Below are 13,922 nucleotides of genomic sequence, written 5' to 3'. Positions count from 1 at the left end.
GACCATGATCGATATCAGCCAGATTGTCAGCAACGCCGCCAGCAGCGCGGCCGCCTCGCGCAGCAGCAGCGGCACGGACGCCTCGTCGCAGGGATTCGGCGACGCGCTGGCGCGCGCCCGCGACGACAGCCGCAACAACAGCGCCAGCAATGCCGGCAAGGCCGACAACGGCAGCAAGGCCGGCAGCAACGGCAACGCGCCGGCGCAAGACAGCGCAACGCAGAACAACGCGGCCGCCGGCAACGGTACGCAAGGCACGCAAGGAAACAGCGTTGCCGCCAAGCCGGCACGCCCGCAAGGCAAGGATGGCGACAAGGACAGCGACAAGGATGCCGACAAGGACAGCGAACAGGGCGACGCACTTGCCGTGAACCCGGCAGCGCAGGCCGCCGCCGCCGCGCTGGCGGCGCTGCTGCCGGCGCAACCGGCCCAGCCCGCGCTGCAGCCGGCAAGCGGCAGCGCCTTGTCCGGCGCGGCCGCCGCCGCCCTCGGCAGCCAGTCCGGCATGCCGGACCTGAAGGATCCGGCGCTCGCAGCCGCCGCGTCCGCCACCGGCGCGACCGGCCCGGCGGCGCCGGCCGCCTCGACCGCGGCCGATACGCTCGCCACCATCGCCTCGCAGCGCGCCGCGCTGCAGGCCGTGCCGCAGAACGCGGCCGGCGCCCAGGTCACCGACAAGCCGGCCACCACCACCGCGGCCGACGCCGGCAAGACCGGCCCCGACCTGGCAAACAGCCTCAAGGTAGCCATGTCCGGCCAGCAAGGCAGCAACGGTGGCCAGTCCACCGGCCAGCAGGGCACCGGCGGCGAGCCTTACAAGGCGCTGGTGCAAGCTGGCGACGCCAAGGATGCCAGGGCGCTGCCGCCCACCAGCCCTTCCGCCACCGCGACCGCAACCACTGCCACCACCACCGGTGCAGCCCAGTTCGCCGCGGCCATGCGCGCCGCCGAGCCGTCCGGCACCGACGCGGCCCCGTCCGGCAACGCTGCCACGGCGGCGATGGCCGCCAGCACCATGGCCGCCGGTCCGGCGCCAACCAGCAGCGGCCTTTCGCCAGCCACCTCGCTGCCGGTCGCCCCGCCGGTGGGCGACGGCCAGTGGCCGCAGGCGCTCAGCCAGCAGATGGTGCGCCTGTCGACACAAGGCAACCACACCGCCGAGCTGCAGCTCAATCCGCCCGATCTCGGCCCGCTGAAGGTCGTGCTCAACGTGGTCAACGACCAGGCACAGGCGCAGTTCGTCTCCCCGCACGCCGCCGTGCGCGCGGCGGTGGAAGCGGCCCTGCCGCACCTGCGTACCGCCATGGCCGACAGCGGCATCCAGCTTGGCCAGGCGTCGGTCGGCGCCGACAGCTTTGCCGGCCAGCCCGGCAATGGCCAGCCGCAGCAACAGCGCCAGTCGGGCGGCCAGCAAGCCAGCTTTGGCGCGCTGGCGGGCAACACGGCCGCCCCGGCCGGCGCAGGCAGCACCGTGGCTGCCCCCGCGCGTACGCTCGCCCGCGGCGAAGTCGATACGTTCGCCTGACCCCGGGCGCGCACGGCTGGCAAACGCGCTGCCGCGCTTGCCAGCCGGTGGCAACGCCGGCAACGTCGGCGACGGCCGGCTGCAATCGCGCATACCATGTCGTTTGAGAACAGGCTCGCCGCACAGGCGTCCATCGCCTGCTTCCCGCAACGTCATGACCTTCGACCTTTTCGACTCCCTCCCGCAGGAAGACCCGCCCCACGCCGAGCCGCTCGCGCCCGGCGCGACGATCCTGCGCGGCTTTGCCCGCGCGCATGAGCAGACCCTGCTTGGCGCCGTGCGGGACATCGCCGCGCAGGCGCCGTGGCGCCACCTGATCACCCCGGGCGGCCTGCGCATGTCGGTGGCCATGACCAATTGCGGTCAGCTCGGCTGGGTATCCGACGTCACCGGCTACCGCTATGAGCCGGCGGATCCGCTCAGCGGCAAGCCGTGGCCGCCCATGCCCGAAGCCCTCCTCTCGCTCGCACGCGCGGCGGCCGACGATGCGGGCTATGCCGATTTCAGGCCGGATGCCTGCCTGCTCAACCGCTATGCCCCCGGCACGCGGCTTTCACTGCACCAGGACCGCGACGAACTCGACCTGCGCGCGCCGATCGTCTCGGTTTCGCTCGGCCTGCCGGCGATCTTCCTGTTCGGCGGCGCGCTGCGCACCCAGCGTCCGCAGCGCGTGCGCCTGGCCCATGGCGACGTGGTGGTATGGGGCGGACCGTCGCGGCTGGCATTCCACGGCATCGCACCGCTGGCCGACGGCGATCACGCGCTGACCGGACACGAGCGCATCAACCTGACCTTCCGCAAGACGCGCTAGGCTGCGCCGCCGCATCGGCCGCGCCATGCGGGCCACTCAGCCGCGATCCACCCAGTTGACCTTCGGAAACTTGCGCGCGAACGATTCCGGCATCGGCATCACTTCCTTGCGCTCGTAGCTGAAGAAGACAAAGCCGGACTTGGCCATGGCGACCAGGGCACCGTCCTGCGGCCGCGTGATGCGGAAGGTGATATCGCCGCCGTAGCGGTTGAAGTCCATCACGCCCACTTCGAACAGCAGCTGGTCGCGCGCATGGGCTTCGTTGCGGTAAGTGGTGGCGAGGTCGGTGACGATGATGCCGACCTGGTCGGCCTCGGCGTCGTCGCCGGTGCGCAGGTCGAACAGAAAGCGCGCCCTTGCCTCGGAGATCATCGAGATCATCGAATCGTTGCCGAGGTGGTTGGCCGAGTTGATGTCGGTCACGCGCACCGTGAGGTGGGTGGAGTAGTAGTACTGGTCTTCGGGGAAGTCGAGCTTGAGACGGGCCATGATGCGATGGGAGCGGTAAGGCGGAAGACGGAAGGCGGAAGACGGAAGGCGGAAGACGGAAGACGGAAGACGGCAAGGCGTGAAGCAAAAAGAAAGGCCCCGCAAGGGGCCTTTCCGAAAGTACTGCGCGTGCAGCGCGGCGCGACTTACATCGACACCGTGTCCGCCACTTCCTTGAAGTCTTCGATCTGGTCGAAGTTCATGTACTTGTAGATCTTGTCGCCATTGGCGTTCAGCACGCCCATGTCGGCCATGTACTCTTCCTTGGTCGGGATGCGGCCCAGGCGCGAGCAGATGGCGGCCAGTTCGGCGGAGCCGAGGTACACGTTGGTGTTCTTGCCCAGGCGGTTGGGGAAGTTACGCGTGCTGGTCGACATCACCGTGGCGCCTTCGCGCACTTGTGCCTGGTTGCCCATGCACAGCGAGCAGCCCGGCATTTCGGTGCGGGCACCGGCGGTGCCGAACACGCCGTAGTGGCCTTCCTCGGTCAGTTGCTTGGCGTCCATCTTGGTCGGCGGGGCAACCCACAGCTTGACCGGGATGTCGCGCTTGCCTTCGAGCAGCTTGGAAGCCGCGCGGAAGTGGCCGATGTTGGTCATGCACGAACCGATGAAGACTTCGTCGATCTTGGCGCCGGCCACGTCGGACAGGGTCTTGACGTCGTCCGGGTCGTTCGGGCAGGCCAGGATGGGTTCGTGGATGTCCGCCAGGTCGATCTCGATGACCGAAGCGTATTCGGCATCGGCGTCCGGCTGCAGCAGCTGCGGGTCGGCCAGCCAGGCTTCCATGGCCTTGATGCGGCGCTGCAGGCTGCGTGCGTCGGCGTAGCCTTCGGCGATCATCCACTTCAGCAGCGTGATGTTGCTGTTGATGTATTCGATGATCGGTTCCTTGTTCAGGTGCACCGTGCAACCGGCGGCCGAACGCTCTGCCGAGGCATCGGACAGTTCGAACGCTTGCTCGACCTTCAGGTCGGGCAGGCCTTCGATTTCCAGGATGCGGCCCGAGAAGATGTTCTTCTTGCCTTGCTTGGCCACGGTCAGCTCGCCCGACTTGATGGCGTACAGCGGGATGGCGTTGACCAGGTCGCGCAGGGTCACGCCAGGCTGCATCTTGCCCTTGAAGCGCACCAGCACGGATTCAGGCATGTCCAGCGGCATCACGCCGGTGGCGGCGGCGAAGGCCACCAGGCCCGAGCCGGCGGGGAAGCTGATGCCGATCGGGAAGCGGGTGTGCGAGTCGCCGCCGGTGCCCACGGTATCGGGCAGCAGCATGCGGTTCAGCCACGAGTGGATGACGCCGTCGCCGGGGCGCAGCGAGATGCCGCCGCGGGTGCTGATGAACTTCGGCAGCGTGTGGTGGGTCTTGACGTCGACCGGCTTCGGATACGCGGCGGTGTGGCAGAACGACTGCATCACCAGGTCGGCCGAGAAGCCCAGGCAGGCCAGGTCCTTCAGCTCGTCGCGGGTCATCGGGCCGGTGGTGTCCTGCGAGCCCACCGAGGTCATCTTCGGTTCGCAGTAGGTACCCGGGCGCACGCCCTCGCCTTCGGGCAGGCCGCAGGCGCGGCCGACCATCTTCTGGGCCAGCGTGAAACCGCGGCCCGTATCGGCCGGGTTCTGCGGCAGGCGGAACAGCGTGGACGGGGCCAGGCCGAGCGCTTCGCGGGCCTTGGCGGTCAGGCCGCGGCCGACGATCAGGGGAATGCGGCCGCCGGCGCGCACTTCGTCGAACAGCACGTCGGACTTGACCTGGAATTCAGCGATGACCTGGCCGTTCTTCAGGGCGCGGCCTTCATAGGGGCGCAGCTCGACCACATCGCCCATTTCCATCTGCGACACGTCCAGCTCGATCGGCAGCGCGCCGGCGTCTTCCATGGTGTTGTAGAAGATCGGGGCGATCTTGCTGCCCAGGCACACGCCACCGAAGCGCTTGTTTGGCACGAAGGGGATGTCTTCGCCGGTGAACCACAGCACCGAATTGGTGGCCGACTTGCGCGAGGAACCGGTGCCGACCACGTCGCCGACGTAGGCGACCAGGTTGCCCTTGTCCTTCAGCGATTCGATGAACTTGACCGGGCCGCGCTTGCCGTCTTCTTCCGGGGTGATGCCCGGGCGCGCGTTCTTCAGCATGGCCAGCGCGTGCAGCGGGATGTCCGGGCGGGTGGTGGCGTCCGGGGCCGGCGAGAGATCGTCGGTATTGGTTTCGCCGGTGACCTTGAACACGGTCACGGTCAGGCTTTGCGGGACTTCGGGACGGCTGGTGAACCATTCGGCGTCGGCCCAGCTTTGCAGCACGGACTTGGCGTTGGCGTTGCCCTTGTCGGCCTTTTCCTTGACGTCGTGGAAGGCGTCGAACATCAGCAGCGTCTTCTTGAGCGCTGCGGCGGCAACGGTGCCGATCTCGGCGTCGTCCAGCAGTTCGATCAGCGGGGAGATGTTGTAGCCGCCGAGCATGGTGCCCAGCAGCTCGGCTGCCTTGGCACGGGAGATCAGCGGGCAGGCTTCCGTGCCCAGCGCCACGGCGGCCAGGTACGAGGCCTTGACCTTGGCGGCATCGTCCACGCCGGCCGGCACGCGGTTGGTGATCAGCTCGACCAGCACCTGCTCTTCGCCGGCGGGCGGGTTCTTCAGCAGTTCGATCAGCTCCGCAGTTTGCTTCGCGGTCAGCGGCAGAGGGGGAATGCCAAGCGCGGCGCGTTCGGCAACATGGGCGCGATAGTTATCAAGCATGGGTTCCTGCGGGGTAATAGGGTTGTAAAGACCAGTTGTGCCGCGATTGTAAGGTGAAGTGCCTCTGCGGTCAAATGTCTTATATCTTATATAAGAGTGAATTTTGCGAATCCCATATAAAACAATGGGATAGCTTTACCCCGCATCGCAAAATCACAACATAAATCCTTGACCAATTTGCTCGGGCAATGCCCGCCCGCCAAGCCGGGCCACGGCATGCGCTGGCCCGGCCGAGGCCGCTCAGCCGTAGTACGCGTCGCCCAGCAGCATGTCCTCGAAGAAGGCGCCGAAGCGGCGCTGCGGATCGCGCAGGTGGATTTCGAGGATCCAGCGCATGGCCGAGGGGCAGCTCTCCAGGTCGGCCAGCGAACCGGTGTAGATCGTGGCGTGCGGGAAATCCGAGACCCGGTGCCCCGGCAGGTCGAAGTTCAGCTCCCAGCCCATCTTGCGCGCGGCCCGCTCGGCGTAGTCGTAGAGCGCGTGGCCGGTCAGATGCTGCTTGGACCAGACCGCGCGCACGTCGTGGAACAGCGCCTCGGCGTCGTGCGCGCAGCGGGCATATTCGGCATGGTGGCCCACGGTGAAGCTGGCGCCGCCGTCGCCTTCCCAGGCATCCACGCGCGGCGCGATATCGATGAAGAAGATGTCGTTCTCCTGCAGCACCACGCCGGGCGCAGAGGCCAGCTTCATCGGCTTGGTGGTGTTGCTGCCGAAGCGCACGCGGGTGGGATGCCAGCTCAGCGCCAGGCCGGCGTCGAGCAGCACCGAGCGGGCCATCGCCACCGCGTCTTCCTCGACCATGCCGGGCGCCACGCGGGCCGCGATATCGCGGATGGCCTGGCGCGTCTTGTCGCGGGCCAGCAGCATGCCGTTAACGGAAAAGGCGGGGCCGACTCGTTCGGCGGCGGTGGCATCGGTCATTGTCATGGGGTCTCTCCGGATGGGGTCGGGGTCGGTTTCGGATTGATGGCGCCTGCCTGGTGCCGCGCCGACACGAAGCAGTATGGAGAGCCGCCGGCCCGGATTGAACCGCGCCGCGCGGCGCCGTGGCGCCAATCGGCGGTGCTTTCGTGCCAGCGCCCGCCCGGCGGGGCAAAAGCGTCGCCCGAGGCGGCGGCGCTCGGATAACATGGCGCCATCTCCCGTGGATACTTACCCCATCCTGCCGCCTTCGACCCGCCCCATGCACCGATCCGTCGCCATCCTCGTTTTTCCTGGCGCGCAAGCGCTGGACGTGAGCGGCCCGCTCGACGTGTTTGCCGAGGCAAACCGCTTCCTGCTGCCCGAAGACCACTACCAGCTCGAAATCATCGGCACCGAGCCCGGCCCCCTTGCCTGCTCCAACGGCATGCTGCTGCAGCCGCACCGGACCTTCACGGACGCAGCGGGTGCCGCGGATGCCAGTGGTGCCGGTGGTCCCGCGTGGGACCTGCTGCTCGCGGCGGGCGGCCCGGTGCTCCCGACCAAGGCGTTCCCGGCGGCGCTGTACACCTGGCTGCGCCAGGCCAGCCAGCGCGCGAGGCGCTTCGGCTCGATCTGCAACGGCGCCTTCCTGCTGGCCGGCGCGGGCCTGCTCGACGGGCGCACCGTGACCACCCACTGGAACGACGTGGCCGCCCTGGCCGCGCGCTGCCCTGGCGCCCAGGTGGAAGCGGACCGTATCTACGCGCAGGATGGCAACCTCTACACCTCGGCCGGCGTCACCGCGGGCATCGACCTGTCGCTCTTCCTGCTGGCCCAGGACCATGGCGAGGAGGTCGCGCTCAATGTGGCCAAGCGGCTGGTGGTGTTCGTGCGGCGCGCCGGCGGCCAGTCCCAGTTCAGCCCCTACCTCACCCCGTTCGTGGAGCCGACGTCGCCTGTGGCACAGGTTCAGCAGTATGTGTTGGCTCACCTCACCGAGGATCTCACCCTCGAAAAGCTGGCGGCGGTGGCCAGGATGAGCAGCCGCAACTTCTCCCGCATATTTGCACGCGACGCAAAAATCACGCCAGCCGAGTTCGTGGAAAGTGCGCGCCTGGATGCCGCGCGCGTGATGCTGGAGCGCGGCACGGTACCGCTGAAGGCCGTATGTTACGAATGCGGGTTTCGCGATCCGCATCATATGCGCGCGGTGTTCCGTCGCCGGCTGGGGGTCTCGCCGCAACAATACCGGCACAGTTTCAGCCGCCCCGGGGAAGCACAAGAACCAATGGAATCAAGCAGTTAGCCTTTGTGCACGCGGGCGCCGCACGGACCCGCGCCAGGTGCGCCTCACGGCAGTCTTCCCATGGACGCGTGCGCGGGCCGCCACGCGCCCCATGCCGCTGCCCGCCCGGCAGCCCGGGGCGCGGGTTTTCCTCAAACTCCGGCTCAAGTTCCGTGCACGCCATTCGTTAACCCCCAGTAAGACCATCCGCATCGCTCGGATGACGCACCCGTTCGGCTCAAATGGCCAAGCTGAGCGGGTTTCACCCTTTTTTTCGGCCCTTTGCTTGCCCTGCCTTCGCCCAAGAATGGCAAGGCATTCCGATACAGGCATCTCATGGCGAATACGCTCACTTCTTCCCAGGCTGACGGCAACAAGAGCAAGCGCGGGCGACTGCTGCTGGTTCTCGGCGTCGTGATCGTCGCGGCGCTGGGTGCCGGGGGCTTCTTCCTGGGCAACATCCTGAGCAACCGCCAGCCGCCGGCACCCGCCGCGCCGGTGGTGCCGCCGCCGATCTTCGTGCCGCTCGAGCCGTTTACCGTCAACCTGAAGAGCGAGGACGGCGACCGCTTCCTGCATACCGGCTTGTCGCTGAAGGTGGCGGACGCGAAGGACCAGGCGCGTATCACCGAGTACCTGCCGGAAGTCCGCAGCCGCATCCTGCTGCTGCTGTCGGCCAAGCAGCCGCCCGAGCTGGCGACGGTGGAGGGCAAGCGCCTCCTGGCGCAGGAAATCCTGCGCGTCATCAACCAGCCGTTCGCGCCCAGCCTGCCGGCACAGCAGGTCGTGGACGTCCTATTCACATCCTTCGTGGTGCAGTAAGCGCTAGCCCTGCCCCACCAGCAAATCCGACATGAATCCGTCCCTGCCTGCCTTGCCCGTACTTCAGCATGCGCGCCTACGCCAGCGCGCCGGCTGATCGGCACATGGTCGCTTTCATTCATCACGGCATTCACGGGGCAGGACACTAGATGGCCTACGACAAGTTCCTCTCGCAGGACGAGGTAGACGAATTACTGAAAGGCGTGTCGGGCGAGACCGACGTGCCCGAAGTCGCCGCGCCGGTCGCCGAGGACGGCGTGCGCCCGTACAACCTGGCCACGCAGGAACGCATCGTGCGGGGCCGGCTGCACACGCTCGAGATCATCAACGAGCGTTTCGCCCGCCAGTTGCGCACTGCGCTGTTCAACTTCATCCGCCGCGGCGCCGACATCTCGGTCGGCTCGATCCGCATCGAGAAGTACGGCGACTTCGTGCGCAACCTGCCGGTGCCGACCAACCTGAACCTGGTGCACATGAAGCCGCTGCGCGGCACGGCACTGTTCGTGATCGACCCCAACCTGGTGTTCCTGGTGGTCGACAACCTGTTCGGCGGCGACGGCCGCTTCCACACCCGCGTGGAAGGGCGCGATTTCACCCAGACCGAGCAGCGCATCATCCGGCGCCTGCTGGACCTTGCGCTCAACAGCTACAGCAACGCCTGGAATGCCGTGCACCCGATCGAGCTGGAATACGTCCGCTCGGAGATGCACACCAAGTTCGCCAACATCGCCATGCTCAACGAGGTGGTGGTGACCACGGCCTTCCATATCGAACTGGGCGCCGTCGGCGGCCAGCTTCATGTCTGCTTCCCGTACTCGATGATCGAGCCGGTGCGCGACCTGCTGATGAACCCGCTGCAGGACGAGGTCGAAGTGGACAAGCGCTGGGTCTCCCAGCTGTCGCAGCAGATCCGCTCGGCCGAGGTCGACCTGGTGGCGGAATTCGCCCACCTGGAGAGCACCGTGGCCGAAGTGCTGTCGCTGCGCGCCGGCGATGTACTTCCCATCGAGCTGCCCGAGCAGGTCTTCGGCAAGGTCGATGGCGTGCCCGTGATGCAGTGCGGCTTCGGCACCATGAACGGCCAGTACGCGCTGCGGGTAGAACGCATGATCAATCACCAAGAAAGCGATTCCAAGGATACCGACCATGACTGACGGCAAAGAGGACAAGCCGGCCGACCCGATGGACGACTGGGCCAGTGCCCTGGCGGAGCAGACCAGCGCCGAGGATATCGCCGCCGCTGCCGCGCCGGCCCCGGCGGTCGCAGCCGCCACCGCCACCCCGGCCGCATCCAAGGTCTTCCAGCCGCTGGAGAAGGATACGCCGAGCGGTTTTCACAATGATATCGAGATGATCCTCGATATCCCGGTGCAGCTCACGGTGGAACTTGGCCGCACCAAGGTGCCCATCAAGACCCTGCTGCAGCTCGCGCAGGGCTCGGTGGTGGAACTCGACGGCCTGGCCGGCGAGCCGATGGACGTGCTGGTCAACGGCTACCTGATCGCCCAGGGCGAAGTGGTGGTGGTGAACGACAAATTCGGCATCCGCCTGACCGACATCATCACGCCGTCCGAACGTATCCGGAAGCTCAACAGATGAACCCCAGCCTGCGCCGGATGGCCACCGCCGGGCTCGTCGCCGGCCTGGCGCTGGCGCAAGCCGCGCCGGCAGCGGCGCAAGCCAGCGTGGCCGCCGGCAGTCCTCTCGCCGGCACGCTCGCCAAGGTTGCCGGTAATGCCACCGGTGCCACCGGTGCCATCGGTGCCACCAGCACCGCCCCCGGCCACGTCGGCCCCGGCGGGGCGGCAAGCCTGGCCCAGGCCGGCCTCGGCCTGTTCGCCATCGTCGCCCTGATCCTCCTGCTGGCCTGGCTGGCGCGCCGCGCCGGGCTGGTCCGCCATGGCCAGGCCGGCGCGATGAAGGTCGTCGGCAGCACCATGCTCGGCCCGCGCCAGCGCCTGGTGATGGTGGAGGTGGGCGATACCTGCCTGGTGCTCGGCGTCAGCGCCGGCGAGATCCGTACGCTCCATACCTTGCCAGCGCAAGCCGCGCACAAGCCGGACCAGAATCCGGGCGGCGGCATGCAGCCTCCGGCAAACCCGGTCAATCCGGCGGGCACCGGCAGCTTCGGACAGAAGCTGCTGCGCGCCATGCAACACAACCTGAAGTCATGAATTTCCTGCCCGGCGCCTCGCGCGCCCTCCAGCGCCACCTGCAGCGCCAGCTTCTTGCCTTGCGCGCCTGCGCCGGCCAGCCGTCGCGGCTCGCCTTCGCGGCCGTGCTGGCCTGCGCCTGCCTGGCGCTGGTGCTGCTGCCCGCCATCGCGCAAGCCCAGGCCCTGCCCGGGCTGACCAGCAAGGCCGGCCCCGGCGGCAGCCAGACCTGGTCGCTGTCGGTGCAGACGCTGGTGCTGCTGACCTCGCTGTCATTCCTGCCGGCGGCCATGCTGATGATGACGGGCTTCACCCGCATCGTGATCGTGCTGGGCCTGCTGCGCAACGCGCTGGGCACGGCCAGCTCGCCGCCCAACCAGGTGCTGGTGGGGCTGTCGCTGTTCCTGACCTTCTTTGTCATGTCGCCGGTGTTCGACCGCATCTACACCGACGCCTACAAGCCGCTGTCCGAGAACAAGATCAGCCTGGAGGCCGCCGCCGAGAAGGCCTCCGCGCCGCTCAAGACCTTCATGCTCAAGCAGACCCGCGAGAAGGACCTGGCGCTGTTCGCGCAGATGGCCAAGGCCCCCGAGATGCAGGGCCCGGAAGACGTGCAGATGCGCATCCTGGTGCCGGCCTTCGTCACCAGCGAGCTCAAGACCGCATTCCAGATCGGCTTTACCGTCTTTATCCCCTTCCTGATCATCGACCTGGTGGTCGCCAGCGTGCTGATGGCGATGGGCATGATGATGGTGCCGCCGGCCACCATCTCGCTGCCGTTCAAGCTGATGCTGTTCGTGCTGGTGGACGGCTGGCAACTGCTGCTGGGCTCGCTGGCGCAGAGCTTCCTGAACTGACCAAGGGCCGCGCATCCCCCGCGCATCCCAACCTAGGCCTTCGCCATGACTCCGGAAACCGTAATGAGCATCGCCACCCAGGCGATGAAGATGACCCTGATGCTGTCGGCGCCGCTGCTGCTGGTGGCACTGGTGGCTGGCCTGGTGGTGAGCCTGTTCCAGGCCGCCACGCAGATCAACGAAATGACGCTGTCCTTCATCCCCAAGCTGCTGGCCCTGTTCGCCACCATGGTGCTGGCCGGCCCGTGGATGATCAATACCTTCGTCGACTACATGCGCGAAGTCTTCCAGGGCATTCCCGCCCTGGTGCACTGAAGCGCCGTCGCGCTCGCCCGCCTCGCGCCCGCCAGCCGTGCTGTCCGTCACCTCCGCCCAGCTTTATGCCTGGATCGCGGCCTTCCTGTGGCCGCTGTTCCGCCTGCTGGCACTGATCGGCACCGCGCCGCTGTTCAGCGAATCCACCATTCCGCGTCGTGCCAAGGTTGGCCTGGCGGCCTTGATCGCAATGGTGATCTCGCCCACCATCGACAAGCTGCCGCTGGCGCCGGTGTATTCCTTCGAAGGCTTCCTGATCATCCTCAATGAGGTAGGGATCGGCCTGGCGGTGGGCTTCACCATGCGGCTCGCGTTCGCCACCGTGCAGTTCGCCGGCGAAACCATCGGCCTGCAGATGGGCCTGTCGTTCGCGTCCTTCTACGACCGCTCTTCCGGTGGGCAGACCATGGTGCTGGCCCGCTTCCTCAACGTGGTCGCCATGCTGATGTTCCTGGCCATGGACGGCCACCTGATGCTGCTGGCCACCGTGGCCGACAGCTTTGCCGCACTGCCGATCTCGCCGCAGCCGCTCTCCGGAGCCGGCTGGTCCGCGGTGGCGGCGGCCGGCGCCAGTGTGTTTTCCTCGGGGCTGCTGCTGGCGCTGCCGCTGATCGCCGCGCTGCTCACGCTCAACCTGGCGATGGGCATCCTCAACCGCGCGTCGCCGCAGTTGTCGGTGTTCGCGGTCGGCTTCCCGGTCACGCTGGCCGGCGGCTTCCTGATGATGACGCTGGTGATGCCGCAGATGAGTACGTATATGGCGCGGCTGGTCGAGGACAGCCTCGCCACCGTTGGCACGCTGCTGGGGCAGCTGGGGCAGTGAGGCTTGCCCTCGTTCAGCGCTCCCGGGGTGCCGTAGCTATTGATAGTTGACCAGCACGGTGGCGGCACCAATGATGCGGCCCACCGTGACCGAAGCGCCGGTCTGGAGATAGGCCGCCCTCATCGGGATCGAATACGATCCCCCGGTAGTCTTGTCGTAAGCGCCCACCGGCGTCGACGCCCCGAATGTCACCGGCGTGCCGGCATCGTCCGTCAGCCTGATGTTGATCCCGCTCGCGGTGGAACCCGGGCGCGCGGGCAGCGCGCCGGGGGCATTGGCGACCATGCCGCCGACCGGATCAAGCGTATAGCCGATCCGGTTGTAGCCGGGCGGGCAGTTATTCAGCCGCACGGTGAAACCGATCTCGCCGGTCGAACTGCCGACGCCCGTCAGCCCTCCCCTCTGCGCCGGCGGCAGGCTGACGCTCTGGTTGGGCGTCTGGCAAGTGAGGGCGATGGGCTTGATGGTGCCCCCGAGCCTGATCTTGGCATAGTTGGCGCCCGAGGCGTCATAGCAGGAATCACCGAAGCCCGGGTTGACACTAGCGCAGAGGTTCAGGAACGTCGAGGCACCTCCCGCAAGACTGCCAGCACCCATCGCGCCCGAGGTGCGTACCAGTTGCACTTCCACGGGCTGGGAAATCGTCGGCGGGGATTGCATGCCGCTGAGCAGAGGAGACCCGTTGACCACGAAACGGACGCCAACGCCCGCTACACCTGTGCGGGTAACCGGGCCCGGCTGGATATTCTGACCATCCCAGACCCATATCGATGCCACGGGAGAAGGACAGGTGGGCGCACCGCAAAGCTGCTGCGGCGAGAAACTGGTACGTGCCAGCACCGTCCCCTCGCCCGAGCTGGCCGGAAGGGCCATGTCCGATCCGAATGCCGTCATCTCGGTGTGTGCTGCCAGGGCGTGCGCCGGTGACAGCAACATGGCGGCAAAGGCAACCACGATCGTGTACGCCAATGGGCCGCTCCGCCTGTGCCCTCGCCTATCGAATTGCATTGTCGGGATCCCCTGTTAATTGGCTCGTGCCTCTCCACGAGCGATGAATGCCGCCAGTATCGGGAAATAATCAGATGCAATATATGGGACAAGTACCAAATTCATTGAGGCATCGCACTCATGATCCGGTATGTGATTCAGGACCCGCAGGGCGGCGGCATCCTGGCCGGATACGCCGCTTGATGGCCCTATCCCGATC

General features: G+C 67.2%; 14 protein-coding genes. 10 read left to right on the top strand and 4 right to left on the bottom strand.

Annotated features, from left to right (window positions below; all coding sequences use genetic code 11):
* Positions 1–4: 4 nt before the first annotated feature.
* Together AC1DKV_RS05735 and alkB are read left to right on the top strand one after the other, a co-directional pair.
* Positions 5–1,525, top strand: coding sequence for a flagellar hook-length control protein FliK (locus tag AC1DKV_RS05735; RefSeq protein WP_477137505.1), 1,521 nt, complete (start codon positions 5–7; stop codon positions 1,523–1,525).
* A gap of 154 nt (positions 1,526–1,679) precedes the next feature.
* On the top strand, positions 1,680–2,336 hold the full coding sequence (gene alkB / locus AC1DKV_RS05730) for a DNA oxidative demethylase AlkB (protein WP_441649807.1): 657 nt from the start codon (positions 1,680–1,682) through the stop codon (positions 2,334–2,336).
* Positions 2,337–2,372: 36 nt separating this feature from the next.
* Here alkB and AC1DKV_RS05725 read toward each other — a convergent pair whose 3' ends face one another.
* From AC1DKV_RS05725 to AC1DKV_RS05715, 3 genes are all read right to left on the bottom strand, one after another.
* On the bottom strand, positions 2,373–2,825 hold the full coding sequence (locus tag AC1DKV_RS05725; protein ID WP_441649806.1) for a thioesterase family protein: 453 nt from the start codon (positions 2,823–2,825) through the stop codon (positions 2,373–2,375).
* A 146-nt stretch (positions 2,826–2,971) separates the two neighbouring features.
* The gene (gene acnB / locus AC1DKV_RS05720; RefSeq protein WP_441613931.1) at positions 2,972–5,557 is read right to left on the bottom strand and encodes a bifunctional aconitate hydratase 2/2-methylisocitrate dehydratase; all 2,586 of its coding nucleotides are present in this window, start codon (positions 5,555–5,557) and stop codon (positions 2,972–2,974) included.
* 240 nt (positions 5,558–5,797) lie between these two features.
* Positions 5,798–6,484, bottom strand: coding sequence for a M24 family metallopeptidase (locus tag AC1DKV_RS05715; protein ID WP_441649805.1), 687 nt, complete (start codon positions 6,482–6,484; stop codon positions 5,798–5,800).
* A gap of 256 nt (positions 6,485–6,740) precedes the next feature.
* Here AC1DKV_RS05715 and AC1DKV_RS05710 point away from each other — a divergent pair, with 256 nt between their 5' ends.
* From AC1DKV_RS05710 to fliR, 8 genes are all read left to right on the top strand, one after another.
* Positions 6,741–7,766: a GlxA family transcriptional regulator gene (locus AC1DKV_RS05710; protein WP_441649804.1), complete on the top strand. Its 1,026-nt coding sequence runs from the start codon at positions 6,741–6,743 to the stop codon at positions 7,764–7,766.
* 315 nt (positions 7,767–8,081) lie between these two features.
* On the top strand, positions 8,082–8,567 hold the full coding sequence (fliL, locus tag AC1DKV_RS05705; protein ID WP_441643205.1) for a flagellar basal body-associated protein FliL: 486 nt from the start codon (positions 8,082–8,084) through the stop codon (positions 8,565–8,567).
* A 149-nt stretch (positions 8,568–8,716) separates the two neighbouring features.
* Positions 8,717–9,721, top strand: coding sequence for a flagellar motor switch protein FliM (gene fliM, locus AC1DKV_RS05700; protein WP_441613927.1), 1,005 nt, complete (start codon positions 8,717–8,719; stop codon positions 9,719–9,721).
* Positions 9,714–10,166 (top strand): flagellar motor switch protein FliN, encoded by a 453-nt coding sequence (gene fliN / locus AC1DKV_RS05695; RefSeq protein WP_441613926.1) that lies wholly within the window; start codon positions 9,714–9,716, stop codon positions 10,164–10,166. The genes fliM and fliN overlap by 8 nt, the downstream gene beginning before the upstream one ends.
* Positions 10,163–10,741, top strand: a complete 579-nt coding sequence (gene fliO, locus AC1DKV_RS05690; protein WP_441649803.1) for a flagellar biosynthetic protein FliO — start codon at positions 10,163–10,165, stop codon at positions 10,739–10,741. Before fliN ends, fliO begins: the two co-directional genes overlap by 4 nt.
* Positions 10,738–11,577, top strand: coding sequence for a flagellar type III secretion system pore protein FliP (fliP, locus tag AC1DKV_RS05685; protein WP_441613924.1), 840 nt, complete (start codon positions 10,738–10,740; stop codon positions 11,575–11,577). Before fliO ends, fliP begins: the two co-directional genes overlap by 4 nt.
* A gap of 45 nt (positions 11,578–11,622) precedes the next feature.
* Entirely contained in the window at positions 11,623–11,892 is a 270-nt protein-coding gene (gene fliQ / locus AC1DKV_RS05680) for a flagellar biosynthesis protein FliQ (RefSeq protein ID WP_043353410.1), read from the top strand.
* A gap of 37 nt (positions 11,893–11,929) precedes the next feature.
* A complete protein-coding gene (gene fliR, locus AC1DKV_RS05675) occupies positions 11,930–12,715 on the top strand; it encodes a flagellar biosynthetic protein FliR (protein WP_441613923.1) in 786 nt (261 codons plus the stop codon).
* Positions 12,716–12,751: 36 nt separating this feature from the next.
* Here fliR and AC1DKV_RS05670 read toward each other — a convergent pair whose 3' ends face one another.
* Positions 12,752–13,684, bottom strand: coding sequence for a fimbrial protein (locus AC1DKV_RS05670; RefSeq protein WP_441613922.1), 933 nt, complete (start codon positions 13,682–13,684; stop codon positions 12,752–12,754).
* Positions 13,685–13,922 lie beyond the last annotated feature (238 nt).

The sequence above is a fragment of the Cupriavidus sp. 05T41 genome (assembly GCF_056396525.1).
The sequence above is the reverse complement of the archived record's forward strand: the minus strand, read 5'-3'. Positions and strand labels throughout refer to the sequence as shown.